The 26,066-nt window shown below is 27.6% G+C and carries 35 protein-coding genes, 1 tRNA gene and 1 rRNA gene; 12 read left to right on the top strand and 25 right to left on the bottom strand.

Going from position 1 to position 26,066, the window contains the following annotated elements; genetic code table 11:
- Positions 1-4 precede the first annotated feature (4 nt).
- From tolR to AC5SML_RS01020, 8 genes are read right to left on the bottom strand one after another with little or no spacing between them, the layout of a single operon-like run.
- On the bottom strand, positions 5-421 hold the full coding sequence (tolR, locus tag AC5SML_RS01055) for a protein TolR (RefSeq protein WP_006997309.1): 417 nt from the start codon (positions 419-421) through the stop codon (positions 5-7).
- A 1-nt stretch (position 422) separates the two neighbouring features.
- Positions 423-1,097 (bottom strand): protein TolQ, encoded by a 675-nt coding sequence (tolQ, locus tag AC5SML_RS01050; protein WP_494617345.1) that lies wholly within the window; start codon positions 1,095-1,097, stop codon positions 423-425.
- Between the two features lie 53 nt (positions 1,098-1,150).
- On the bottom strand, positions 1,151-1,645 hold the full coding sequence (locus AC5SML_RS01045; protein ID WP_494617343.1) for a crossover junction endodeoxyribonuclease: 495 nt from the start codon (positions 1,643-1,645) through the stop codon (positions 1,151-1,153).
- On the bottom strand, positions 1,645-2,370 hold the full coding sequence (locus tag AC5SML_RS01040) for a YebC/PmpR family DNA-binding transcriptional regulator (protein ID WP_018413878.1): 726 nt from the start codon (positions 2,368-2,370) through the stop codon (positions 1,645-1,647). The genes AC5SML_RS01045 and AC5SML_RS01040 overlap by 1 nt, the downstream gene beginning before the upstream one ends.
- A gap of 5 nt (positions 2,371-2,375) precedes the next feature.
- Positions 2,376-3,182, bottom strand: coding sequence for a TIGR00282 family metallophosphoesterase (locus tag AC5SML_RS01035; protein WP_494617342.1), 807 nt, complete (start codon positions 3,180-3,182; stop codon positions 2,376-2,378).
- Complete coding sequence (locus AC5SML_RS01030; protein WP_494617340.1) at positions 3,179-3,727, bottom strand: 5-formyltetrahydrofolate cyclo-ligase; 549 nt, start codon at positions 3,725-3,727, stop codon at positions 3,179-3,181. Before AC5SML_RS01030 ends, AC5SML_RS01035 begins: the two co-directional genes overlap by 4 nt.
- 4 nt (positions 3,728-3,731) lie before the next feature.
- Entirely contained in the window at positions 3,732-4,178 is a 447-nt protein-coding gene (locus tag AC5SML_RS01025; protein WP_494617339.1) for a cell division protein ZapA, read from the bottom strand.
- Entirely contained in the window at positions 4,166-4,489 is a 324-nt protein-coding gene (locus tag AC5SML_RS01020) for a 5-formyltetrahydrofolate cyclo-ligase (RefSeq protein ID WP_494617338.1), read from the bottom strand. Before AC5SML_RS01020 ends, AC5SML_RS01025 begins: the two co-directional genes overlap by 13 nt.
- Positions 4,490-4,542: 53 nt before the next feature.
- Here AC5SML_RS01020 and tkt point away from each other — a divergent pair, with 53 nt between their 5' ends.
- From tkt to AC5SML_RS00965, 11 genes are all read left to right on the top strand, one after another.
- Complete coding sequence (gene tkt / locus AC5SML_RS01015) at positions 4,543-6,501, top strand: transketolase (RefSeq protein ID WP_494617337.1); 1,959 nt, start codon at positions 4,543-4,545, stop codon at positions 6,499-6,501.
- Positions 6,502-6,503: 2 nt separating this feature from the next.
- Entirely contained in the window at positions 6,504-7,511 is a 1,008-nt protein-coding gene (gap, locus tag AC5SML_RS01010) for a type I glyceraldehyde-3-phosphate dehydrogenase (protein ID WP_494617335.1), read from the top strand.
- Positions 7,511-8,689: a phosphoglycerate kinase gene (locus AC5SML_RS01005; protein ID WP_494617334.1), complete on the top strand. Its 1,179-nt coding sequence runs from the start codon at positions 7,511-7,513 to the stop codon at positions 8,687-8,689. Before gap ends, AC5SML_RS01005 begins: the two co-directional genes overlap by 1 nt.
- A gap of 1 nt (position 8,690) precedes the next feature.
- Positions 8,691-9,701, top strand: a complete 1,011-nt coding sequence (locus AC5SML_RS01000; protein WP_018413870.1) for a class I fructose-bisphosphate aldolase — start codon at positions 8,691-8,693, stop codon at positions 9,699-9,701.
- Positions 9,688-10,311, top strand: coding sequence for a thiamine phosphate synthase (thiE, locus tag AC5SML_RS00995; RefSeq protein WP_494617333.1), 624 nt, complete (start codon positions 9,688-9,690; stop codon positions 10,309-10,311). The genes AC5SML_RS01000 and thiE overlap by 14 nt, the downstream gene beginning before the upstream one ends.
- On the top strand, positions 10,308-10,868 hold the full coding sequence (efp, locus tag AC5SML_RS00990; RefSeq protein ID WP_006997322.1) for an elongation factor P: 561 nt from the start codon (positions 10,308-10,310) through the stop codon (positions 10,866-10,868). The genes thiE and efp overlap by 4 nt, the downstream gene beginning before the upstream one ends.
- A 5-nt stretch (positions 10,869-10,873) precedes the next feature.
- Positions 10,874-11,614 (top strand): inositol monophosphatase family protein, encoded by a 741-nt coding sequence (locus tag AC5SML_RS00985; protein ID WP_271627227.1) that lies wholly within the window; start codon positions 10,874-10,876, stop codon positions 11,612-11,614.
- Positions 11,615-11,649: 35 nt separating this feature from the next.
- Positions 11,650-11,880, top strand: a complete 231-nt coding sequence (rpmE, locus tag AC5SML_RS00980; protein ID WP_006997324.1) for a 50S ribosomal protein L31 — start codon at positions 11,650-11,652, stop codon at positions 11,878-11,880.
- Entirely contained in the window at positions 11,881-12,468 is a 588-nt protein-coding gene (locus AC5SML_RS00975; RefSeq protein ID WP_011281790.1) for a DUF1013 domain-containing protein, read from the top strand.
- A 55-nt stretch (positions 12,469-12,523) separates the two neighbouring features.
- The gene (gene rpsU / locus AC5SML_RS00970; protein WP_006997326.1) at positions 12,524-12,718 is read left to right on the top strand and encodes a 30S ribosomal protein S21; all 195 of its coding nucleotides are present in this window, start codon (positions 12,524-12,526) and stop codon (positions 12,716-12,718) included.
- A gap of 6 nt (positions 12,719-12,724) precedes the next feature.
- A tRNA-Met gene (locus AC5SML_RS00965) sits at positions 12,725-12,801 on the top strand.
- A gap of 18 nt (positions 12,802-12,819) precedes the next feature.
- Here AC5SML_RS00965 and AC5SML_RS00960 read toward each other — a convergent pair.
- The 11 genes from AC5SML_RS00960 to AC5SML_RS00910 form a co-directional block, all read right to left on the bottom strand.
- Complete coding sequence (locus AC5SML_RS00960; protein WP_494617330.1) at positions 12,820-13,518, bottom strand: transaldolase family protein; 699 nt, start codon at positions 13,516-13,518, stop codon at positions 12,820-12,822.
- 6 nt (positions 13,519-13,524) lie between these two features.
- Positions 13,525-14,919, bottom strand: coding sequence for an NAD(P)(+) transhydrogenase (Re/Si-specific) subunit beta (locus AC5SML_RS00955; RefSeq protein ID WP_020169128.1), 1,395 nt, complete (start codon positions 14,917-14,919; stop codon positions 13,525-13,527).
- Positions 14,920-14,921: 2 nt separating this feature from the next.
- Positions 14,922-15,230 (bottom strand): proton-translocating transhydrogenase family protein, encoded by a 309-nt coding sequence (locus AC5SML_RS00950; protein ID WP_020169127.1) that lies wholly within the window; start codon positions 15,228-15,230, stop codon positions 14,922-14,924.
- A gap of 4 nt (positions 15,231-15,234) precedes the next feature.
- The gene (locus AC5SML_RS00945) at positions 15,235-16,323 is read right to left on the bottom strand and encodes a Re/Si-specific NAD(P)(+) transhydrogenase subunit alpha (RefSeq protein WP_494617329.1); all 1,089 of its coding nucleotides are present in this window, start codon (positions 16,321-16,323) and stop codon (positions 15,235-15,237) included.
- Between the two features lie 9 nt (positions 16,324-16,332).
- Positions 16,333-16,443: an aa3-type cytochrome c oxidase subunit IV gene (locus AC5SML_RS00940; protein ID WP_018413861.1), complete on the bottom strand. Its 111-nt coding sequence runs from the start codon at positions 16,441-16,443 to the stop codon at positions 16,333-16,335.
- Between the two features lie 5 nt (positions 16,444-16,448).
- Positions 16,449-16,574, bottom strand: a complete 126-nt coding sequence (ykgO, locus tag AC5SML_RS00935; protein WP_006997331.1) for a type B 50S ribosomal protein L36 — start codon at positions 16,572-16,574, stop codon at positions 16,449-16,451.
- A 13-nt stretch (positions 16,575-16,587) separates the two neighbouring features.
- Positions 16,588-16,702 (bottom strand): 5S ribosomal RNA (rrf, locus tag AC5SML_RS00930).
- Positions 16,703-16,743: 41 nt separating this feature from the next.
- Complete coding sequence (locus tag AC5SML_RS00925; protein ID WP_494617327.1) at positions 16,744-17,646, bottom strand: NAD-dependent epimerase/dehydratase family protein; 903 nt, start codon at positions 17,644-17,646, stop codon at positions 16,744-16,746.
- Complete coding sequence (locus AC5SML_RS00920; protein WP_494617326.1) at positions 17,639-18,583, bottom strand: GDP-L-fucose synthase family protein; 945 nt, start codon at positions 18,581-18,583, stop codon at positions 17,639-17,641. Before AC5SML_RS00920 ends, AC5SML_RS00925 begins: the two co-directional genes overlap by 8 nt.
- A complete protein-coding gene (gmd, locus tag AC5SML_RS00915; RefSeq protein WP_494617324.1) occupies positions 18,576-19,619 on the bottom strand; it encodes a GDP-mannose 4,6-dehydratase in 1,044 nt (347 codons plus the stop codon). Before gmd ends, AC5SML_RS00920 begins: the two co-directional genes overlap by 8 nt.
- Entirely contained in the window at positions 19,616-20,290 is a 675-nt protein-coding gene (locus tag AC5SML_RS00910) for a glycosyltransferase family 2 protein (protein WP_494617323.1), read from the bottom strand. The genes gmd and AC5SML_RS00910 overlap by 4 nt, the downstream gene beginning before the upstream one ends.
- Positions 20,291-20,340: 50 nt before the next feature.
- Here AC5SML_RS00910 and AC5SML_RS00905 point away from each other — a divergent pair, with 50 nt between their 5' ends.
- On the top strand, positions 20,341-21,135 hold the full coding sequence (locus AC5SML_RS00905; protein WP_494617322.1) for a hypothetical protein: 795 nt from the start codon (positions 20,341-20,343) through the stop codon (positions 21,133-21,135).
- On the opposite strand, the gene AC5SML_RS00900 is transcribed toward AC5SML_RS00905, so the two are convergent.
- Genes AC5SML_RS00900 through AC5SML_RS00875 form a run of 6 tightly spaced genes read right to left on the bottom strand, consistent with a single transcriptional unit; the run spans position 21,125 to position 25,850 of the window.
- Complete coding sequence (locus AC5SML_RS00900; protein ID WP_494617321.1) at positions 21,125-21,844, bottom strand: FkbM family methyltransferase; 720 nt, start codon at positions 21,842-21,844, stop codon at positions 21,125-21,127. The two genes, AC5SML_RS00905 and AC5SML_RS00900, sit on opposite strands and share 11 nt — an antisense overlap.
- 17 nt (positions 21,845-21,861) lie before the next feature.
- Positions 21,862-22,983: a DUF8201 family protein gene (locus AC5SML_RS00895; RefSeq protein ID WP_494617645.1), complete on the bottom strand. Its 1,122-nt coding sequence runs from the start codon at positions 22,981-22,983 to the stop codon at positions 21,862-21,864.
- Positions 22,980-23,558, bottom strand: coding sequence for a DUF8201 family protein (locus AC5SML_RS00890; RefSeq protein ID WP_494617320.1), 579 nt, complete (start codon positions 23,556-23,558; stop codon positions 22,980-22,982). Before AC5SML_RS00890 ends, AC5SML_RS00895 begins: the two co-directional genes overlap by 4 nt.
- Entirely contained in the window at positions 23,559-24,584 is a 1,026-nt protein-coding gene (locus tag AC5SML_RS00885; RefSeq protein ID WP_494617318.1) for a hypothetical protein, read from the bottom strand.
- Positions 24,574-25,086 (bottom strand): D-glycero-alpha-D-manno-heptose-1,7-bisphosphate 7-phosphatase, encoded by a 513-nt coding sequence (locus tag AC5SML_RS00880; RefSeq protein ID WP_494617317.1) that lies wholly within the window; start codon positions 25,084-25,086, stop codon positions 24,574-24,576. The genes AC5SML_RS00885 and AC5SML_RS00880 overlap by 11 nt, the downstream gene beginning before the upstream one ends.
- Complete coding sequence (locus tag AC5SML_RS00875) at positions 25,083-25,850, bottom strand: O-antigen ligase family protein (protein ID WP_494617643.1); 768 nt, start codon at positions 25,848-25,850, stop codon at positions 25,083-25,085. Before AC5SML_RS00875 ends, AC5SML_RS00880 begins: the two co-directional genes overlap by 4 nt.
- Positions 25,851-26,066 lie beyond the last annotated feature (216 nt).

Raw genomic sequence — 26,066 nt, 5'->3', positions numbered from 1 at the left:
TTAGTTACCTCTCTTTATATGGCTCAGAAATTAATGCTACTTTAGTAAAGCCAGAGCCAGATAGCATTCCCATTATTTCTAAAACTCTACCATAGTTGATCGATTTATCTCCTCGAACATAAATTCTAGTGTCTGTTCTGTTTTTAGATACAGCTAAAATCTTTGCAATAATTTTATCATACTCAACTTTAGATTCTTGAATAAATATTTCACCTTTAGAGTTTATAGATAATGTTAATGGTTCTAATTCTTCAGGTAATGAGTCAGCAGAGCTTTCGGGTAGATCAACTTGTATTCCAACTGTTAATAATGGTGCAGTTACCATAAATATAATTAATAACACCAACATTACATCAACAAATGGAGTAACATTTATTTCACTCATAGGCTCTTTTGATGAACGTTTGAGATTAAAGGCCATTTTATATTATTGATAAAAATCTTTTAGAAAAATTTTCTAATCTTTGTGAATATTTTTTTGAGTCGTTATTAAATTTATTATAAGCAACAACTGCAGGTATTGCAGCTAATAATCCAAGAGCAGTTGCAAATAAAGCTTCAGCTATTCCTGGCGCTACAATTGCCAAACTTGTATTTCTTGAGATTGCTATAGATTGGAATGAGTTCATTATTCCCCATACAGTTCCAAATAAACCTATAAAAGGTGCAGTTGAACCAACCGTTGCTAAAAAAGTAAAACCTTTGTCTATTTTTGAAATTTGTTTTTCAATATTAACCTCAAGTATGCTTGCCATTCTTTCATTTAGGTTAGTTTTACTTTTGGCTTTTAATAAACTTTGCATTGTATCTTTAAACAATAAGGCCGTAGGGTTTTCTACATCAGTTGGCAAACTATTGTAAAAAGATTCTGCTGATTTTGATTTCCAAAATTTTTCTTCAAATTCCTCAGACTCTAAATTAATTTTTTTAAACAGTCTAAATTTTTCAATAATAACGGCCCATGAATATATAGAACAGCCAATCAACATAAGTATTACTGACTTTACAATAAAATCTGCTCTTAAAAATAAACTCCACAAGGAAAAATCAGTATTTGAGGCAAGGCCTACTGCTTGAGATGTAATATCAGCTTCCATATTGAAGGTTTCACACTTAAATGTGTCATGAATTTGACTTTTAAAGTCTTTATTTATTCTTCTAGTTTATAAGTTTCGTAATAAAAGCTAGCAATCAATATCGCATCAGCTTTATTTGAGTCTTTTTTTCTTGATAACTCTGATGAAAAATAAGGAAATACCTCTATTGCTTTTGTTCTACTAGCGTCTTTTTCTGAATTAATAAGGTTAAAATACTTTTTCCATTTTGTCGGTCTTACAAAATACATCGGTAATTGCATTGCAGAACAAATTCCTTTTAAAATACCAAACGATTGTCCAAAATTAAACATGCTAGTAACACCTTGACCTGGCATAGCTGATACCTGTTCAATTATAACTTTGATATCTTCCTTCTTTATGTCTTTAATTCTTGAAGAGATTTCATAATAAATTTGAGCACCATTAACTTGTTTTTTATTTTTTTTCCCTTCGGGCATGTTTGGCATTTCAATAACATCAATTATTTTACCATCTTGAAAAAAACAAATGGAACCTGTTATCCCTGGGTCTATTCCAATAATAAACATTAGCTATTCTTAAAATTTATATTTGAATAAACACTTTGAACATCATCATCATCTTCTAATGTTTCTAAAAATTCTATTGCAGCTTCCACTTTATCTTTTTCAACATCTACACTATTTAAAGGAACCCATTCAATCTCCGTTGAAATAAAATTTGCAATTGTTTTTTCTAAATTTTTCTTTACATTATAAATTTCACTCATGGGACATTGAATTTCATGAAATTCATCATTTGAAATACACTCATCTGCACCAGATTCAATTGCTAGTTCAAAAATTTGTTCATCTGAGATTTCTTTTTTATCAATTTTAATAATCCCTAACTGATTAAAGTTATGTGAAGCAGATCCCTGAGTTCCTAAATTGCCACCACTTTTTACAAATATAGATCTAACATTGGAAGCTGTTCTGTTTTTATTGTCAGTTAATGCTTCCACAATTACGGCTATTTTATCTGGACCAAATCCTTCATATCTTAAATTTTCATAATTTGTTTCAGAATTAACCGAAGATTTGGCAATAGCTCTTTCAATATTATCTTTTGGCATGTTGGCTGATTTTGCTGCTTGAATTGCAGATCTAAGTCTTGGGTTCATCGCAGGATCTTTATCACCTAGTTTTGCTGCTACACTTATCTCTTTAGATAATTTTGAAAATACTTTAGATCTTTGTTTGTCTGCTTTTCCTTTAGAGTGTTTTATACTTGCCCATTTTGAATGACCCGACATAATAATTATTGAGAATTTTTTAATTCTCCTCCATGTATAAAATTTTTTACAGTTTTTGCTAACCCTGTTTCTACATCACATTCAACAATCACACCACACAAACTAGCTTCACCAATTGCTGGAAAATGCTTTGTAGACTTTTTTTTTAAAAACCTATTAATTGAATTATCTTTATTCATTCCAATAACTGAGTCATAATCACCACACATTCCTGCATCAGTTTGATAAGCAGTACCCCCTTTTAATATTCTAGTATCATTTGTTGGAATATGCGTGTGAGTTCCAACAACCAATGTTGCTTTACCATCAAAAAAATGTCCCATAGCTGACTTTTCACTTGTTATTTCACCATGAAAATCGACTAATAAAAAATCATAATCTTCTTTAAGCTTATATTTTTTCATAAATTTTTCAGCTGCTTCAAATACATCTTCACATTTCTTCATAAAAACATTTCCCATCAAATTAAGTACCCCCACTCTCATCTCATTTTTAGCAGTAAATATTCCAAAGCCTTTTCCTGGAGATGGTTCAAATAAATTTTTAGGTCTAAGAAGTCGATTTTCTTTTTCAATATGAGACATTGTTTCTTTCTGATCCCACACATGGTTACCCGTTGTAATAACATCTACACCACAGTTAAAAAAATCTTTACATATTTCCTCTGTAAGACCAACACCTGAGTCGGCTGCATTCTCACCATTGACAACTACAAAATTGATTTTTTCATCTTTAATTTTTGATAGTAAATTATTCAAAACCATCGACCGTCCTGAAATGCCAACTACATCACCTAAAAAGAGTATTTTCATTTTATAATATTTTTATTTGTTACAATATAATCTAATTTTTGATCATACATATTAGTTGGTACTTTATCAATTTCTTGAATTGAAAAAGCTAAACCTATCTTTATGATATCTTTTTTTTTTGATAATTTTTCAATTAATCTATCGTAGTATCCACCACCATATCCAAGTCTGTTTAAATTTTTATCAAATGCTACCAAGGGAATTAATAAAACGTCAGGGTATACTATATTTTTAGCTTCTGGTTCAGGTATTCCATATTTATTTATTTTTAAAGGCTCAGAAAATGACCATGAATAAAAATCCATTTGAAAGTTTTTCTTAATTATGGGTAAAGAAATATTAAATTTATTCTTCTTAAATTTTCTTAATAGTGTCAAGTCGTCTATCTCAAAGTTTACCGGATAGTATCCACCTATAATAATCTGATTGGTTATCTTTTCTTTTTTAAGAATTTTTACAATTTGCTTAAAGTTGAGCTGAATATTTTTTGTATTAAATTGTTTTCTTACTTTAAGAATTTTTTTTCTTAATTCAGATTTTAACACAAATCTATTGAATTGGATTTTCTAAATTTGCTTTTTCAACAAAATTTTCAATTTCATCTGCTGCAGCTTCGATTATTTTTTCGTAATCTTCTTTATTTTTTTCTATTTCTTTTTTAAAACTTTCATGATCTTGTTGTAGTTTCTTCATCTCTTCTTCTTTTCTATCTCTGTAATCATAAACTAATGATTTCAATTCTCTAAATTTATTTGATAAATTCTGTAATTCAGTTTTTTTTTGCTCTACCTTTTTTTTAGTTTCAAAATATTCATCCATTATTTGAACTGAAGTAATCAATAGAAGTTTATTTTCCCCTATGTTTCCAAGGTCATTCTTTAAATTGCTAAATTTTTGATTAATATGAGTTAACAATTCTTCTAAATGCTCTTCCTGTCCATCATCACAAGATAGAAGAAACTCTTTGCCATTAAATTTAATATTTACATTTGCCATTTGTCTATTTCTTCTAATAAAGTATCTGTTTCTTGATTTAATTCATCTATTTTTTCTGAAAATTCTGTCTCTTTTTTTTGTTCTTCTATTTTTTGCTGGTTAATATCTTCTAATTTTTGATTAAGAGCTTTAAATTCACTTTCTAAATTTTGATATTTTTCTTCTATTTGTTTTTTTTCAATTTCTAATTGATTTTTTTGAATGTTTAAGTTTTCTAAATTTGACTTTAGCGTTGGGTTTTGTAAATTCAAACTCTTCAATTTATTAAGTGCAAAACTGAGCTTTTTTTCTTTTTCACTGTCTGTTTTCATATATATATATTTATATTATTAAATTGAGTCTTCTAAGTCTAGATAGGATATTTTTGAACAAATTACATAAAGATTTATCAAACACAATAAGGTTTTTATCTATAGATGCTGTGCAAAAGGCAAATTCGGGTCATCCTGGAATGCCAATGGGTATGGCAGACGTAGCAACAGTTCTGTTTAAAAACTTTCTTAGATTTAATCCAAAAAATCCTAACTGGATAAATAGAGACAGATTTGTTTTATCTGCTGGTCATGGATCTATGCTTCTTTACTCTTTATTACATTTAACTGGGTACAAAAGTATTTCTTTGAATGATATTAAAAATTTTAGACAATTAAAATCTATTTGTGCGGGTCATCCTGAGTATCACCCTGGCACTGGCATTGAAACTACGACAGGTCCTCTTGGACAAGGAATTGCTAATTCAGTTGGTTTCGCTATTGCAGAGGAAATTTTGAAGGAAAAACTTGGTAAAGAAATAATAAACCATAAAACTTATGTTTTAGCTGGAGATGGATGTTTAATGGAAGGCATTAGCCATGAAGCAATGAGTTTAGCAGGACACTTAAAGTTAAAAAATCTAGTTATGCTTTTTGATAATAATTCAATATCTATTGATGGACCAACTAGCTTGGCAGTTTCAGATAATTTCAAAAAGAGATTTGAAAGTTATGGTTGGGATTACATACTAATCAATGGTCATAACGAAAGAGAAATTTTTTCAGCATTAAAAAAAGTTCAAAATGCTAAAAGACCAACTGTTATTTCATGCAAAACAAAAATTGGCTATGGCTCACCTAATAAATCTGGTAAAGCCTCTTCGCACGGTAGTCCAATTGGTTTAGATGAAATCAAATTAGTTAGAAAAGCATTAGATTGGAAACACAGACCTTTTGAAATTCCTAAAAGTATTTTGAATGAATGGAGAAAAATTGGTAATAAGGGTGCAAAACTTAATTCTGCATGGAATAAAATTTATAAAAGAAAAAAAAATTTAGTAGATAAAGTCTTTAAAAATAATTTCTCTAAAGCTTTAAAAAATGAAAAACAAAATTCTCTTAAGGAAAACAAAAGTCTAGCCTCAAGAAAAGCTTCTGAGTTAACTCTTAATGCTCTTACGAGAGAAAATAATACGTTAATTGGTGGTTCAGCTGACTTAGCGGGATCTAATAACACTAAAACCAAATATCATAACGCTATTAATTCTGTTAATTTTAATGGTGATTATATTCACTATGGTGTTAGGGAGCACGCCATGGCTGGAATAATGAATGGTTTAGCACTTCATAGTAAATTTATTCCATATGGGGGAACTTTTTTAATATTTTCTGATTATTGCAAACCTTCCATTCGTTTATCTGCTTTGATGCAACAGCGAGTTATTTATGTAATGACCCACGACTCAATTGGCTTAGGGGAAGATGGACCAACACACCAACCTATAGAACAACTGTCTGGATTAAGATCTATTCCTAATTTAAATGTTTTTAGACCAGCAGACAGAATGGAAACTATCGAGTGTTGGGAACTAGCATTAAAAAATTCGAAGACACCAAGTGTGTTATCTTTAACCAGACAAAATCTTGAACCTATTAGAAAAAAATATTCAAATATAAACAAATGTTCTTTAGGTGCTTATGAGGTTTTAAGAACAAATAAAAAAATTAATTTAATAATATTTGCTAGTGGTTCTGAGGTTAATTTAGCAATTGAAACTAGCCATAAATTAGCCAAAGATAAAATATATTCTAAAGTTATATCAGTACCATGCCAAGATATTTTTGATTTGCAGTCAAAAGCATATAGGAAAAAAATTCTTAATGAAGCAAAATTTAAAATATCTATTGAAGCAGCTTCAACTGATTGTTGGAAAAAATATATTGGAACTGAGGGTTTAGCTTTTGGAATTGATACATTCGGTAAAAGTGCACCCTACAAAGAAATTTATAAATATTTTGGATTAACAGTTCAAAATATTTCACAAAAAGCAAAAAAACTAATAAAGAGTTAAATATGACAATAAAAGTTGGTATCAATGGAATGGGAAGAATTGGTAGAATGGTAATTAGAGCTATCATTGAAAGCCAAAACAAAAACATAAAAATCAAACACATCAATAACAGATCAAATTCTGAAGCTAGCTGTTCTTTAATTAAGTATGATTCTATTCATGGTAAATTTAATGCAGATTTAAATTATGATGAAAAACATTTAATTATTAATAATAATAAAATAACATTTTCACAAGAATCTAATATTGAAGATATTAATTGGAAAAAATTTGATGTTGATTATGTTTTTGAATGCACTGGAAAATTTAATTCAAAAGAAAAATTATTAGCTCATATAGAAAATGGTGCCAAAAAAGTTATAGTTTCAGCTCCATGCAAAAATGCAGATAAAACAATTGTCTATGGCGTAAATGAAAATATTTTGACAAAAGATGATCAAATTATTTCTGCAGCCTCTTGTACAACTAACTGTCTTGCACCTGTTGCTAACATTTTAAATGAAACTTTTGAAATTGAAAAAGGGTTTATGACAACTATTCATGCTTTCACCAGTGACCAAAGAATTTTAGATAATTCCCATAAAGATCCTAGAAGAGCAAGATCTGCCAGTCAATCTATTGTGCCAACTTCTACTGGTGCTTCAAAAGCAATCGGTGAGATTATACCTTCATTAAAAGGAAAACTTGAAGGCATTGCAATGAGAGTGCCAACTCCTAATGTTTCCCTTATAGAACTAGTTTTTTGTACAAAAAAAGAGATAAGCAAAGAGACAATTAATGAGGCATTTACTATCGCCTCTAAAGAAAAATCAAAGAAAGTTTTAGAAGTTACTTTAGAAAAATTAGTTTCAATCGATTTTAATCATAATTCAGCTTCAGCAATTGTCGATTTGTCTTTAACTAATGTAGTTGGTAAAAATATGGGAAAAATTTCAGCGTGGTATGATAACGAATGGGGCTTTTCAAATAGAATGTGTGACATAGCAGAACATCTTCATCAAGTCTCTTAATGAGAAATATTCAAGACGAGACTAATCTTAATCAAAAAAAAGTATTACTTAGGTTGGATTTAAATGTTCCATTAGATAATGGAAAAATTACTGACACCACTCGAATAGATAAAATTTTACCTACAATTAATTTTTTATTAGAAAATGAAGCAAAGATAATAATACTATCTCATGTAGGTAGGCCTAAGGGCAAAGTTGTAAGTGAACTCTCCCTTAAACCAATATGTGAAGATCTAAAAAATAAACTAAACCAAAATATAAAATTAGTTTCAAAAAATATAAAAGAAATTAAATCCACTGATTTGTTTAATGAATATGATGAAAAAATTGTAATACTTGAAAATCTTAGATTTTATGAAGAGGAAGAAAAAAATGATAATGGTTTTGCAAAGCATTTAGCAAGTCTAGCAGATATTTATGTTAATGATGCTTTCTCTTGTTCGCATAGAGCTCATGCTTCAATTTTTGAAATTACTAAATTTATTCCTTCATACGCTGGCCTTCAATTAAATTTAGAAATTGATGCACTAACTAAAATTACATCTGAAATTCAAAGACCTATAACATGCATCATAGGGGGTTCTAAAATATCATCTAAAATTAATATCATTAAAAATTTAATTGCTAAATTTGATAATATTATAATAGTTGGTGGAATGGCTAATAATTTACTTAGATATAAAGGATACAAAATTGGAAAATCTATTCAAGAAGATAATTGTGATAAAATTATTGAAGAAATATTTTCTTTATCAAAAAAAGAAGGCTGTAAGATAATTTACCCTGAAGATGTTGCTGTAGGGAAAAACTTAGATGGATCAGCTGAAATAAAGGAACTAAATAATATTTCTAAAGACGAGTTAATTTTAGATATTGGTCCCAATACAATCAAAGCTATTAATTCATTAATTGAAGAAAGTAATACTATCTTATGGAATGGGCCTGCAGGTTACTTTGAAAATCCTAACTTTGCTAGAGGTAGTATTGAAATAGCAAAAAAAATTATTGAAAAAAACAAGAGTAATACAATTTACTCAGTTGCAGGTGGTGGTGATACCGCTTCTCTTTTAAATGGTATTGGAGCAACTAATAATTTTAATTTTGTTTCAACCGCGGGTGGTGCTTTTTTAGAATATCTTGAAGGAAAAGAACTTCCTGGTATAAAGGCTCTTAATTAACATGTCAGAACTTAACAAAATTGCATTAAAAATATTGTCTAATGGCAAGGGAATACTTGCAGCAGACGAAAGTAATGGAACCATGACTAAAAGATTAGAATCCGTTAATGTTCCCTCCAGCCCAGAAAATAGACTTTTATTTAGAGAAACTCTCTTTTCATCAAGTGGGATGAAAGATTTTATTGGTGGTGTTATTTTGTATGATGAAACGATTAACCAAATATCGAACTCTAAGCAGACTATTCCAGAATTAATTTCTAAGTCTGGAGCAGTTCCAGGAATTAAAGTTGATACAGGTGCAAAAATTCTAGCAGGCTCTAATGAAGAAAAAATTACAGAAGGCCTGGATGGCTTAAGAGAAAGACTACAAAGCTATTACAAGCTTGGAGCAAGATTTACAAAATGGAGAGGTGTTTTTAATATTTCAGATAAATATCCAAGTAAATTATCCGTGCACTCTAATGCTCATGCACTGGCAAGATATTCAGCTTTAGTCCAAGAATGTGGAATGGTTCCAATTGTAGAACCAGAAGTGTTAATGGATGGAAATCATTCTGCCGAAACTTGTTTTAATAAAACTTCTAAAGTTATTAAAAAATGCTTTGAAGAATTAATGATTAATAAAATAGATTTAAGTGGAATAATTTTAAAGCCTAATATGATTTTAGCAGGAACTACTTCTGATAAAAAAATATCAAGTGAAGAAGTTGCAAAGCTTACCCTAAAGTGCTTAAAAGAAAATGTACCAACTGACGTACCAGGAATTGCTTTTTTATCTGGTGGGCAAACAGAAGTAGAAGCAACAGAGAATTTAAATTTAATTAATAAGTATAATGACACAAATTTTATTATGACTTATTCGTATGGTAGAGCCTTACAACAAAGCGCACTTAAATTTTGGTCAAAAGATATTAACAATACTAGTGGCACTCAAAAAGTCTTTAACCACAGAGCAAATATGTGCACACTTGCAGCTCAAGGTAAATGGTCAAAAGAACTTGAAGCAGAATAAAATAAATAAGAAATTTGTTTATCTAATTTCTCCAAATAAAATACCTAATATAAATTTTTACGATGATTTAGCTCTTGTATTAAGTTCAAAAAAAATAAGTTTTTTTCAACTAAGACTTAAAAAAGAAACAAATTTAAATAAACTAATTATTGGAAAAAAAATTAAAAAAATTTGTAATAAGTACAAAGTTAAATTTTTAATCAACGATCACCCTCTGCTTGCTAAAAAACTAAATGCAGACGGTTGTCATTTAGGTCAAAAAGATATGGACTTAATAAAAGCTAGAAAAATATTAAAGAACAAAATTATTGGTGTGACCTGTCATAATTCTATAAATCTAGCAAAAAAAGCAATTAATGATGGTGCTGATTATTTAGCTTTTGGTGCATTTTATGCAACTAAAACTAAAACAGTTAAATATAGAGCCAGTTTAACTGTATTAAAATCTATTAAAAAAATAACCTCCTTACCAATTGTAGCTATTGGAGGTATAAAACTAAATAATTATAAAAAACTTTTATTGAATAAAGCTAACTTTTTGGCTATTTCAGGCTACATTTGGAATAATAAAAAATACAAACCATTAGAAGCTATTAGAAAATTAAAATGAAATTATACGCAAGTGAAATTAGAGTTGGAATGTTAATTGAATATAAGAATGATCTTTGGCAAGTTTTAAAGACACAACATGTAAAACCTGGCAAAGGTGGTGCTTTTGCCCAAGTTGAGATGAAAAGTGTTAACAAAAATACAAAATTAAATGAAAGATTTAGATCAAGTGAGTCTGTTGAAAAAGCTTCATTAGATGAAACAAAATTTAATTATCTTTATAGCGATGAAATTGATTATTATTTCATGGATCCAAAATCTTATGAACAAATAAATATTAAAAAAGAAACAATTGGAGAAAAAGGTAAAATGTTAACTGAAAACTTAGAAGTCAGTATAAGTTTTTATAATGAAAAACCTTTAACAGTTGAATTGCCTAATCAGGTAACGTGCACAGTTGATACAACTGATGTTGCTTTAAAGGGGCAAACAGTTTCCTCTTCTTATAAACCCGCAACTTTAGATAATGGTGTAAATATTCAAGTCCCTCCATTTATTGAAAGCGGAGATAAAATCATAGTCGATACGAGAACTATGGAATATGTCAAAAAAATATAAATTATATGCAATCAATATCAGCCAATCTAAATGTTATGATAAAGGCTGCAGAAAAAGCGTCTAGAGCTTTAATTAGAGATTTTGGAGAAATAGAAAAACTACAAGTTTCAATCAAAGGACCTACTGATTTTGTATCAAATGCTGATTTAAAAGCTGAGAAAATAATTATAGAAGAGTTAAAAAAAGCAAGACCCTACTATTCTATTATTAGTGAAGAAGAAGGTTCTGAAACTAATAAAGATAAAGAACATACATGGATAATAGACCCTATAGATGGCACTACTAATTTTTTGCATGGTGTTCCTCACTTTGCAATTTCAATTGCTTTAAAATCTGGTGATGAAATAGTTTCAGGATTAATTTATGATCCTATAAAAGACGAAATGTTTTATGCTGAAAAAGAAAGTGGAGCGTTCTTTAACAATCAAAGAATTAGAGTATCAAAAAAAAGAGAGCTTAATAGTTGCTTGTTTGCTACAGGCGGCATAGCTAAAAATGAAGTTGATTTGCCTTTGAGAAAATCTGGAAGTGCAGCACTTGATATTGCCTATGTTGCAGCAGGTAGATACGATGGTTATTTTCAAAATGATTTAAATTTGTGGGATATAGCTGCTGGTATAATATTGGTAAAAGAAGCAGGTGGCTTAATTAATGAAATTGACCTCTCACAAAATAAAAACATCAAAATAAGAGCTTCTAGTATGGCAATTAATGACAAAATGCTTGAAAAATTAAAGAACTTTTAATTGTTTTATAAAATTCTTTTGCTATAAGTCTCGATATGAAAAAAGACATACACCCTGACTACCACACAATTAAAGTAGAAATGACTGATGGAACTCAATTTGAGACAAGATCAACTTGGGGGAAAGAAGGAGAGGTTTTAAAATTAGAGATCGATCCAAAATCTCATGCTGCTTGGACAGGTGGAAAACAAAAACTAATGGATAAGGGTCGTGTGAGCAAATTCAATAAAAAATTCCAAAATTTCAGATCAGAAAAGAAAGATTAAATGTCAAACGTACCATTAATGCCAATGGCAACTGCTGTTTGGTTAGTAGAAAATACAACACTTACTTTCAAACAAATTTCAAAGTTCTGTAATTTACATGAGGTTGAAGTGCAAGGTATTGCAGATGGTGAAGTTGCAAAAGGAATAATGGCTTACAACCCCATTATATCAGGTCAACTTACTAGAGAAGAAATTGAGTTAGCTTCAAAAGATGAAAATAAAGAATTACAGATAAAAAATACTGATATTGAAATTTCAACTGAAGATAAAAAAATTAAAAAATATATTCCTTTATCTAAAAGACAAGACAAACCAGATTCAGCTTTATGGCTAATCAAACATCATTCGTTGCTAAAAGATTCACAAATAGCAAAACTAGTTGGAATAACTAAAGCTTCTGTTACTGCAATTAAAAATAAAAGTTATTGGAATTATAATAATTTAAATCCTAAAGACCCTGTAGCATTAGGGTTGTTCTCTCAAAAAGATCTAATTGAGGCTATTGAAAAAGCTGAAAGAAGAATAAAAAGAGAAAAAAAAGAAAAAGAGAAAGCAAAACTAACAAGAGAAGTTTCAAACATTGAATAATTTTAATAGACACCAAAATTATATAATGGTAGTTAAACATTCTTAAAAAATATTTATGAAAATAGAAGTTAAAGATAATAATATTGAACAAGCTCTTAGAGTTCTTAAAAGAAAGTTACAAAGAGATGGTTTTTTTAAAGTAGTAAAATTAAAAAGTGTTTACGAAAAGCCTTCTGAAAAGAAAAAAAGAATTTTACAAGAAAATATTAAAAGAGTAAAAAAACTTAATAAGCTTAAAAATAGAATTTAAATATACCGCGGGGTGGAGCAGTCTGGTAGCTCGTCAGGCTCATAACCTGAAGGTCGGCGGTTCAAATCCGTCCCCCGCAACCAATTCTCTCGACAAATTAATTAAATTTTAAACCTAGATTTTTTACTATCAACTAAAAATGCTTTAACAGTTTCTTTTGTAAGTTGATCAAAAGTTTTGCCAAAGTTTTCAATTTTTTCAATAGTCACTGGTGGAATAGTAATAATATGACATCCCAATTGTTTTGCTTGTAAATAATTATAGGGCTCTCTAACACTAGCCCAAAGTATCTCTACATTTTTAAATTTTTTTGTGATTGCTATACTTTTTTTAAACTCTGGAACTGGATCTTTACCAGTATCCCCTGCTCTACCAGCAAATATTGAAATTATAACTTTTGTTTTCTTATTGATTAATTTAAGAATTTTTTCAGTTTGTTTTGCACTATAAATTGCTGTGATATTAATTTTAATATTTAAATTATTAAGTTCTTTAATAATTTTACCCATAAAAACACCTTTAGAATTAGCAACTGGAACTTTTACATAAACATTCTTGCCCCAAGTATTAATCTGAAGAGCTTGTTTTTTCATCTCTTTGTATTCGTCAGCAAATACCTCTAATGAAACAGGTTTATTATTACAAATTTTTAATATTTTCTTTGAATAGGATTTGTAATCTTTTGCTCCAGCTTTTCTCATTAAGCTAGGATTAGTTGTAAAGCCTTTAACTATCTTTTTCTTATTGAACTTCTTTATTAAATCTAATTCTGCAATGTCACAAAATATTTTTGTTGTCATTAATTTTTAAAGATTTTTAGTTATATCCTCAGTCATTTTTTTAGCATCTGCAAATAACATTAGCGTATTATCTTTATAAAATAATTCATTGTCAATTCCAGCATACCCAGGTGACAAACTTCTTTTTACAAATAATACTGATTTACACTTTTCAACATCTAGTACTGGCATTCCATAGATCGGACTTTGTGGATCTGTTTTTGCAACTGGATTTGTTACATCATTTGCTCCAATTACAAATGCAACGTCTGCGTTAGCAAAATCATTATTAATTTCTTCAAGTTCAAAAACCTCATCATAGGGAACATTAGCTTCAGCTAATAATACGTTCATATGCCCTGGCATTCTTCCTGCAACAGGATGAATTGCATAAGTAACCTTAATATCGTTTTTCTTTAATGTATCTACCATTTCTCTTAATGCGTGTTGTGCTTGAGCTACTGCCATACCATAACCTGGAACAATTATAACTGATGAGGCATTTTTCATTAAGAAAGCTGCATCTTCAGCATTACCACTTTTAACTGGTCTTTGTTCTTTATTTCCAGTTGATGCAGACTGTTCTGTTGCACCAAATCCTCCTAAAATTACATTAAAGAAAGAACGGTTCATACCTTTGCACATTATGTAGGATAAAATTGCACCTGAAGATCCAACAAGGGCACCTGTTATAATTAATGCCGTATTTTCCAAAGTAAAACCAATTCCTGCTGCAGCCCAACCAGAGTACGAGTTTAACATTGAAATTACCACAGGCATATCTGCTCCACCAATTGGGATAATTAATAAAAATCCTATCAGAAATGAAACTGCAATCAATATCCAAAAAAAGTTAGATGACTGCGATGAACAGAGTAAATAAGTTAAAACTAGAATTGAAATTAATAATAAAGCATTAAGAAAATGTTGTCCCTTAAAAGTAATTGGTGACCCTGACATAATTCCTTGAAGTTTTAAAAAAGCAATTATTGAGCCTGAGAATGTTATGGCACCAACTGCAGCTCCAATTGACATTTCAATTAAACTTGCAAGTTTGATGGCACCTACTGATCCTAGATTAAATGCTTCTGGATTTAAGAAAGCTGATATTGCAACAAAAACTGCTGATAATCCGACTAAGCTGTGAAACCCTGCTACTAATTCTGGCATAGCCGTCATTGGTATCTTGTAAGCTATGAATGCCCCTATAAGACCACCTACTAGTAAAAAAATTAATACATAAATTAGCCCACTAGAAAAATTTCCAACTGATAAAAATGTAACCGTGATGGCTATCACCATCCCTAAAATTCCAAAAAAATTACCCTGTCTTGATGTCTCTGGCGATGAAAGACCTCTTAATGCCAATATAAATAGAACTCCTGAAACTAAATAAAATATTGCTGATAAATTTGCTGACATAATTATTTATCTTTCTTCTTTTTTTTATACATTTGAAGCATTCTTTGGGTGACCAAAAATCCTCCAAATATATTAATAGCAGCAAGAGAAATTGCTAAAAAACCAAGAATGTTTGAGATTGTAAAAACATTGTCTGTGCTTCCTGCTAATCCTGCAATTATTGCACCAACAATAATTACTGAGGATATGGCATTAGTAACTGACATTAATGGTGTATGTAAAGAAGGTGTTACACTCCACACTACATAATAACCAATAAAAATTGATAAAATGAATATGCTTAATCTGAATATAAAAGGGTCTATTTCCATAAATCTATTTTATTAAAGTTTTTTTAATTATCTCATCTTCTAAATTAATATTAATCTTATTATTTTCTTTATCATATAAATTTGAAACAAAATTAAACACATTTTTTGAATATAGATTTGAAGCTGAAACGGGAAGCTTATTTAAAATATTTGTTTCACCCATAATCTTTACTCCATATTTAACCACAATTTTATCAACCTCAGTAAACTCTGAATTACCACCTTGAATAGCAGCTAAATCATAAATAACAGAGCCTGATTGCATATTTTCAATCATAGAGCCTTTAATAATTAATGGAGCTTTTTTGCCTGGAATTAAAGCTGTACATATTACAATGTCAATTTTCTTTAAAGTTTCAGCTAAAAGATCTTCTTGTTTTTTTTTAAATTCTTCAGATGCTTCTTTTGCATAGCCCCCCTCTGTCTCTAAATTTTCTGAACCCTCAACAGTTAAAAATTTTCCCCCTAAACTTTCAACTTGTTCTTTTGATGCCATTCTAACATCTGTTGCAAAAACTATTGCACCCATTCTTCTTGCTGTTGCAATTGCTTGAAGACCTGCCACACCCGCACCAACCACCAATACTTTAGCTGCTGGAATTGTGCCTGCTGCTGTCATCATCATTGGTATTGCTTTTTCAAAATTTGCAAACGACTCAATTACTGCTTTATAACCAGCAAGATTGGCTTGTGAAGAAAGAATATCCATTGATTGAGCTCTAGTAATTCTTGGTAACATTTCTAAAGAAAAAACATTAATATTTTTTTTACATAAATTTTCTATTTTTTCTTTATTTGTATACGGATTAAATACTCCAATAACTGTTTGACTTTCTTTTAAATTTGAAAGATTTGCATCAGACAATAAACCTAACTGAATAATAATATTAGCTTTACTTAATATTTCTGTTTCGTTAGAAGAGATTTCAACACCTAACTCTCTGTAGTTACTATCTTTAAATCCTAAGTGTTCACCATATTTTTCAACTATGGAAATTTCAAAACCAAGAGCTATATATTTTTTTGCAATCTCGGGAGTGATTGCAATTCTTTTCTCTATTAATCGATTTTCTAAGATTGAAACAATTCTCATATGAGAACTCTACAGCAAGAATATTGCCATTAAAACTAAAACACCTATAACAGCGACAGTTCCCCACAACACAAATTTTGTGAAATTATTCCATGTATTCTTATGGTCTTGATTGTCCATAAAAATTACTTCTGTCTTGCTTTAAATTTTGGGTTTGTTTTATTAATTATATAAACTCTACCCCTTCTTCTAACTAACTTAGAATTAAGGTCTCTTTTTTTCAGTGATTTTAACGAGCTTTTAATTTTCATAATATTATTTTATAGCCGGCAATGTCCTACTCTTCCGTGTCTTAAGACAAAGTACCATTGGCGCTGAAGGGCTTGACTTCCGAGTTCGGAATGGGATCGGGTATTACCCCTTCGCAATAATCACCGGCCTCAGAGTTATATCTAAAATAAATATATTGTAAACAAGGAATTATAATTTTTTTTTGTCATTTTTAACAATATTCTTCACATAATCCTCAAGGTTAATTTTTCCAAACAATTTATGAACTTTATTTGATAAATTCATGCTTGTTAAAGCTGAGGCGTATCTTTCACCTTTTCTGGATGGTAGTAATTTAATTTTAACATTAAATAATTTTGCAACTTCCATAATTGTATAACTTTTTTTATTAGATATACTATAGTGATTACACTGATTTTTTTTCCATACATAATAACAGGCTTGAACAGTATCGTTAATATGTGTAAATCTTCGAGATTGAGACCCTGGCCTAACAACTGTTAATGGTAATTTTCTTTTAAACTGATTTTCAAATATTCCTATTACTGTAGACATTGGTCCTGTTTCTATTTGACCTGGTCCATAAACATTATAAAAATACAATATTTCAAATTTAAAATTAAACCATTTTTTTAAGTTCTCCAATAATTCTAAATTTTTAGCTTTAGTAAATGAATATGGAGATAAATTTTTATCATTTCCTTTATTACCAATACTTGCTGATGTTGCTGAATATATAAGTTTTATTTTATTAGTAAGACAAAAATTAAATACTTCATTTGAACCAATTGTATTTGAGTCAATACAATCAGTCATTTTTAAAAAACTTTGATATATTCGAGAAAACTCACCAAAATGAAATAGTGAATAAATATTTTTTTTAAATTGTTCTAAACTTTTTGAAATATTTTTTGTATGTGATTTTATATATTTTACTCTATTATTTTTGATATGGTTTATTTTTTTTCCAGTTGAATAATTATCTAAACTTATTATATCAAAGTTTGTTTTTTTTAATAAATATTTAATTAAATTAGAACCAACAAAACCAGCTCCCCCAGTAACTACTATTATTTTTTTTTTATTATACATTTTTATTATTTTTTAAAAAACTTTTATAAGTTTTTGTTATTGCGTCATCTAACTTTGTTTTGGTTTTCCAGCCATATTTACTTGCTAATTTAATATCTAAAACTTTTCTTGGTGTTCCATTTGGTTTTGATAAATCATATTTTATTTTAATCTTATTTTTTGGCATAACATGATTTATGATCATTTTTGCATATTGTTTAATTGAAAAATCTTTTCCTGTGCCAATATTAAGCACTGTTTCAAAAAATCTCTTTTTCATAAAAAAAATGCACGCATCAGCTAAATCATCGACATAAATAACTTCTCTTTTAGCGAGGCCATTCCCCCAAAGTGTTAATTCTTTTTTATTATTTAATTTTAAATCATGTATTTTTTTAATTAATGCGGGTATAAAATGAGAATTTAAAGCATTATAATTATCATTTGGTCCAAATGTATTTGTTGGCATTAAACACTTATAGTTTGTTTTATACTGAATATTATAACTCTCACACATTTTAATTCCTGCAATTTTAGCAATAGCATACGCATCGTTAGTTTTTTCAAGCTCTCCAGTTAATAAATCACTTTCTTGAATAGGTTGCTTACAGTTTCTGGGGTAAACACAACTAGATCCAAGAAAAATTAGATTTTTTATTCCACATAAATATGCAGAGTTAATTAAATTAGTTTGAATAGACAGATTATTAAAAATGAATTCTGCTCTATACTTGTCATTTGAGTAAATTCCCCCTACTTTTGCAGCAGCAATGAAGATAAAATCAGGTTTGTTTTTTTTTAAAAAACTATGAACCTTTTTTTGATTTCTTAAATCCAATTGTTTTTTGGATCTAAAAATAATATTTTTATAGCCTTTTTGTTTTAGTTTTCTTATAATTGCACTTCCAACTAAGCCCTTATGACCAGCAACATATATCTTTGATTTTAGACTAATCATTTTTTAGTTTGGAAATCTCAGAATCAACCATTTCTTTTATAAGCATATTTATACTTATCTTTGGTTTCCAATTAAGTTCTTTTTTAGCTTTAGTGGGATTACCAAGTAATGTGTCTACCTCTAAAGGTCTGAAATATTCTTTATCACATTGGATTATGCATCTTCCACTCATATCAAAGCATTTTGTATTTACCCCTGACCCTTTCCAATAATATTCTATTCCTAACTGATTAAGAGTTAAATCTACGAATTGTTTAACAGTATATTGCTTTCCAGTAGCAATTACATAATCGGAAGCTTTTTTCTTTTGCATCATCTTCCACATAGCCTCTACATAATCTTTGGCATGTCCCCAATCACGTTTTGCCTCTATATTTCCTAGGTATAGTTTTTTTTTAAATCCTAATTTGATTTTACACAAGGCTGCAACTATTTTTCTTGTTACAAATGTTTCACCTCTGACTGGGCTTTCATGATTAAATAAAATTCCATTACACGCAAATATATTGTAGGCCTCTCTATAGTTTACCGTTATCCAGTGGGCATAAACTTTAGCAACTCCATACGGGCTTCTTGGATAAAAGGGTGTATTTTCAGATTGTGGAACCTGCTGTACTTTACCAAACATTTCAGAAGTTCCTGCTTGATAGAATTTTGTGTTTTTTTGAAACCCATGAAACTTAATAGCCTCTAATATTCTTAATGCCCCAATAGCATCTGCATTTGCTGTATATTCAGGAACCTCAAAGGAGACGGCCACGTGTGATTGTGCAGCTAGATTATAAATTTCATTTGGTTTTATATTTTTAATCATTGTTGAAACAGAAAGTGAATCTGTGATATCTCCATAATGTAAGATAAAATTTCTATTTTTTACTTGAGGCTCTTGATATAAATGATCTATTCTTCCTGTATTGAACGATGATGACCTTCTTTTAACACCATGAACAATATATCCTTTATCAATTAATAATTCAGCAAGGTAAGAACCATCTTGCCCTGTGATGCCAAAAATTAAAGCAATTTTCTTTTTCATTTTATAAAAAACATTTTAACCATCTTGAATAAAATTAATAGTCCATCTTTTAATGCATTAACTTTTTTCAAGCCACCAATTCTATTTCTTTCATATGATGGCATAGTCTGATATTTTGCTCTGTGCCTTTTAGCTTTAATAGGTAGTTCAACACAAAAAGTAAAATCTTCTGAAGTTATTTTAAGATTTTTAAAAGTTTCTTTTTTTCCTAAAACATAAGTGAACAAAATATCAGAAATATTTAAAGAAAAAAATAAATTTCCAATATTGGTAAAAAAAAAATTACCTATTAATGTTATAAAATTGTCATCATCACTGCCTCCATTTGGCTTTTCATATCTACTTGCGAATAAAAAATCTAAATTATCATTTTTTACTTTTTCTAACATACTAAATAAGTATGAGGGATTCATGGAGCCATCAGCATTAATTATACAAAAAAAGGTGGTGTTAACAGAATTAATTCCTTCGATTAAGGCTGAACCATATCCTATTTTTTTTTGATACAAGATTTCAATATCATCAAATTTTTTAATTGCATCAACAGTTTTAAAGTCATTCTCATCCAATACGATAATTTTTTTACAGGGAAGCTGATTAATTTCTTTTAAAAAAATTGGCAAAGATTCACTTTCGTGCTTTGCAGGGATTACTAATGTAAGATCTTGCATTATTTAACAAAGGTTATAAATTTGTTACTTAAATAACTGGTTATCACAAATTGTCTATAAAATTTACAATAATAATTACAGCAGAAAAAAAAGAAAAATATATTTTGGAAACAATTAAGTCTTGTTTAGAGCAAAGTTTAGTAAAAAAATCAAGGATTATAGTAGTTTACTCAAAATTAAATAATGAGAAATTAGTCAAGAGTAGTTTTCCACATCTAAAAAATTTATTATTTTTAAAATGTCCTCTTAAAAAAATATCACCTACAAATGATCAACTTTATAAAATTGAAATGGCTACGAAATTTCTTAAAGACGAATGGGTGTTATTATTGGATGGGGACGACTTATTTTTAAAAAAAAAATTAAATACTTTACAAAATTTAGATCTAAATAAAGATAGGATATACTTACATGATCATAAAATAATAACAGGAAAAACTTTAACTAATTCTGCAAATCATAAAAAATACAAAAAATTATTCATATACAAACTTTTATTTAATGACTGGCCTGAAAAAATTAATACTAGCTCAATCTTACTATCTTCAAAAACATTAAAAAAATTTTATAGAACAACTAATCCGTATCGATGGAAATATTTAGCAATAGATGTCCAACTAGTTTTATATTTTTATTATAGAAATAAATTTGTTTTCTTAAATAAAGTTTTAACTTTAAAAAGAGAAAATATTAACAACTTGGACAAAGTATATTCAAATTATTTTAGTAAAATATATTGGTTAAGAAGACTTGAACAGCACAATATGACAAAAAGAAATTCAGGTAGAAATAATGTTTTTGACAGGCTTATTACTGTTTTTTTTTTAAAAATTTTTATATATTAGTATTTCTATATATATATTCAAAAGATTTTCTAAAAACCATTTTAGACTTATAAATTTTTTTAAAGCCTAAATTTATAAGTATTCGATTAATATCTGAGTATGTGTAATTCTTTTTTATCATATCATCGTAATGATGTTCGAAGTAGATATATTTTACAATATTACTGAATTCTTCTAAACTTTTAACAACATTTAATTCAAAGCCTTCTGTATCAATTTTTAAAATATCAATATTTGTAATCTTATTTTTTTTTATATAAGTACTTAATTTTATAATATTAATTGTTATCTTTTGGTAAAAATTATCTATTTTTTTAATATTTAAAATCTTTAATTTTCTTTTTAAGTAGTTGGAATGTTCATTAAATTCATTAATTGTGGAAGAAGAAGACTCCTCTGTTTGATTTAAAAAATTTTTGCCCTCTATATCACCAATACCAACGTTATTGAGTACACAAATATCCGTTAATTTATTTTTAATTAGGTTATCTTTTAATGTTATAAAATTTATGTTACTTGCTTCAAAACAATGAATTTTTTTAATATTAAAATTTTTGTTAAATAATTGAACAGTTTCTCCCAAATGAGACCCTACATCAAAAATAATTAAATCACTTCCACAATTTTTTTTTAATATATTAATAATTTTTTTTTGTTGAAATGAATCAAATATATTTAATATCTTTCTAATAGTTGAGATAAAGTTCATAGATTATTTTTTTAATATCATTTATTTAATTTTCTTTTAATAAAATAGTATCCATTTTTTTTAATTGAAAAAAGGTTATCTCCTCCACCTCCTGCACATGGAGTTGGTATGCCCCAACAATGACCACTATCCTGAGTATAAATGTTCAACCCACTGTCTAATTTAGTTCGAGTAAACTCTTTATTTTTGATAACAAAAAAAGGGAAATTTCTAAACTTAAAAATATCATTTCTATTGAATTCTTTATTAATTCTATCAAAATTTTTTAAATTAAAAACAATAATGACAAAAATTATTAAAAAATTTAAGTTTCTATCAAACTTTTTACATTCTTTAAAATAAGAAAAAATTAAGGATAATGGGAAGGATAATATTAAAAAAAATATTGAATATCCACCATATCTAAGAGTCGGGTGGTTAAAAAACCACACACTAAATATTATTATTAATATTGAATAAAAGTATATGATTTTTTTTATATTTGTAATTTTATACTCATCAAACTTTGTTTTCTTAAATAAGAAAAAAATAACTAAGTACGATGAAAAAAGTATTCCTATTTGATCAGAAAACTTTCCAATAAAATATCTTTCAATCCAATTATTTACCCAATTAAAACCCTGAATATAAAATGTGGGATTATTAGTTCTATAACCTGGTCCTGCACCTGCTTTTGCCCATTGTTCAAGCCATATTGAAAGATTATTTATATCACTGGTCTCCCTTCCCCACAAAGTTGAATCACCAAAACATGTGAAAACAATAGGTGATATTAAACATCCTGTAGAGATAAAATGATGCACAAATATTAAAAATAATAATGATAATAAAAATAAAAAAGACTTAGAAAGCAAAACATAGGAAAAGTTTTTTTTAATGTGATTATTTACAAATATTAAAACTAAACCTAAAAGCACATAGGGTAAAAAATAAGTCTTTAAAGTTATACAGAAACCAAATAAAGGAAGTAAATATAGTGTGTTCTCTAAATTTTTTTTTTCACTAAAGCATACCAGTTCAAATAGTTTTATTATAAGAACTACAATTAATAATTGGCCTACTTTATCAGTTCCATATTCAGCTATACGATTAAAAGAAAGATTAAAAAATAAAAATGAAAATAGGTATAAATATTTTATAATCTTGTTTTTTTTTTAGTAAAAATTTCTTTTAATACAAAATAATTGAAAAAAATTAAAAAAAATAAAAGACTAAAGTGGAATGAAAAAAACTTTATAAACGGAAGATAAAAAGTTGAGTTTAAGAAAAATAAAGAAGATAATAAATTATAGCCATGGTTAAGATGCCCCATACCAAAAATTATTTTTTGTTCTGTAAGGTATTTTGTAAATGGAAAATGATAATATGAAAAATCATCATTTGTTTTAGAAATAATTAAAGCAGAAATTGTTAGTAGAGAAATATAAAAAAGATGTTTTAAATAAATTCTTTTTTGTTTATTGAAATTGAAAAAAAAATAAAAAAAACCTAAACTGTGTATTGTGATATTATGATAAAAATTATGCGCTACAAAAATACTAGTGAATAAAGAAATCAATGTAATGAACATTAGTCCATAGAAACCTGTATAAATAGAGCTATTTTTTTCGTTATATGATTCTCTAAAACATATTTTTTTAAACAATCCACCATACCCAATAACAGAAATTAATAAAAAATAAAAAAATATGATGAAAATAAAAGAATTCTGCATTTAAGAAAACTTCTTTAGCCGAAAAAATATAAATAAATATATTAAGATACCTATAAATATCAAGTATATTTGTATGTTAGTTTTATCATTATGCATGTAGCCGATTGTATAAAAAATGGTTAGAAGTAAATTTATTGAGATACCAACAAAAGTACTAAGTAAATATTTTTTTTTAATAATTTTTTTTTTATCTAAAAATTTAAACAATATTTGATGTAAATGACCATTGTCTGGTAAATAATTTTTTTTTTTATTGAATAAACGCCTAATGATGGTGAATAAATTTTCAAAAGCTGGGTACCATAACAAATTTGCAATGAAATAAGGAGATATAGAATAATTAAGTGATGATAATTTAACTAAAATATATCCAATTAAAAAACTTACTCCGTATATGGCACCATCCCCCATAAAATTTTTTCCAAATGAATTATATATTGTAAAAACAATCATGCTTAACATTAATATCAATATTTTATTTTTTAATAACAATGAATCATTGCCCTCAAGTAATAAATATATAAAAATTAATATTACTAAAAAATTTAAACAACTTAGATTATTAACACCATCAATAAAATTAAAGCCATTAATCAAAACTAAGAAGAAAAATGATATTATAAAAAGTTTTAAAAAGGTATTTTGCATCATATCATTTAGCCCATTGATTCGTGTATCAATCGTAATACTAGGTGTAAGCGATATGAAAAATAATAATATTAATAATTGAAGTACTAATCTCATCTTAGGTGAGACAATTATTTTTAAATCAGAGGACATGCCCAATAAAATAAAAAAACTAAAAGCAATTGTAAGAATTGGCTCATACGCATAAAATAAAAATATTACCAAACTACAGAAATATAAACTGCCAGACAATGGTGTAGATTTATTTAAACTTAATAATTTTTTATGATCTTCATAATGCTTTATATTATCAATAAGTATTTTTTTCTTTTTTAAAAAAAAATTGATTAAGTATAAAATCAAAGAAAAAAAAACCATTATTAAGATTTCAAATTCCATTCATTCTTTCAATTATGCTTTTAACCTGTTTATCTAAGGGTATTTTTTTCTTATATTCAAATAAAATTTTTGTTTTTTTAGCAGATAAAAAATCTTCTTTCTGATCACCTATCATAAAGCATTCTGCAGTTTTAAATTTATACTCTTTTATTGCTTTTAATAGCATGCCATTTCCTGGTTTTCTAAAATTGCTTATCTTTTTATATTTTTTTATATTTCCACTAGGATGATAAGGACAATAAAAAAAATCATCAATTTTAGTTTCTTTTTTTGATAATGTTTTATTCATGAATTTATGAAACTTTTTCATATCATATTCAGAAAAGTATCCTCGAGCGATGCCTGATTGATTTGTAATTACAATAACCTTTATATTTAATTGATTTAAAAATTTGATTGCCTCACGTGATCCCTTCAACCACTTTAAATTTTTATTTTTGTAAACATATCCATAATTTTTTATTAAAACACCGTCTCTATCAAAAAAAACACATTTAATCATGTAATTTTATTGTTTTTCATCCTTACCAAATAACAGTTAATTGCAAAAATAGTCCAAAACATTATGGCGTTCCAATTTGTAAAAAAACTTCCCTTGGGAAGAAACGGTATAAAATAAATCATTAAAAAAATAGTATTACTAAATAAAAAAATATTTTTCTTTATAATACTATCTTTTATAAAAAGATAAAAAATATAGAAAAAAGAACAAAAAAATAAAATAACCCCTATTCCACCCAATTCTGATAGTATTTCAAATAATAGATTGTGTGGATGCGTTGTGCAATTTTTTTTTCTTAACGTTGGATAAATTTTTTCATCATATTTTGGGTCATTACAATAATTTCTAAAATTTTTAAGCCCTACACCCATTAATGGGTTTTCTTTAAAAATTTGAAATGCCGTAGAATAATGAGAAAAATAATGATTTTCTTTATTTAAAAATTCTTCTTTTTTTTCTGTTATGATTAATTTTTTTATAATATCATTATTTTTTACTATCATACGTTGAAATTTATAATTTTTTTCTAACTGCGAAAAATTGAACATTAATCCTAAAATTAGAATTCCCAGGATTGGTAAGATGTATTTTTTTAAATTTGAGAACAAAAAAAAAATTATTGAAAATAACAATAAAGAGATAAAATTAGATCGCTCTCCTGTAATATAGACGCTGTATATGGTCAGCAATGTTAAAGGTACGATTATTATTAGAGTCTTAATGATATCTTTTTTATAGTAAAAAGTGATAAACCCTAAGCACATTACAAAAAAACAATTAATTAAGTGTGCAATCTTAAGCTCGTCATCTAAGAAACCTCCTAATCTATAGAATCCACCCTGCGCAATAGCCTGATAACCTAGAATATTTTTACCTGTTATATTTTGTAATTGTAAATCTAAACAAATTATAATTAGAATATAACTCCATATAAAAAATATTTTTTTTATATCTATATAATTTTTATTCAAAAAATAACT

It is taken from the genome of Candidatus Pelagibacter sp. PS_17 (assembly GCF_059417945.1).
Note: the sequence above shows the minus strand (reverse complement) of the source record. Positions and strands in the feature narration are given on the sequence as shown.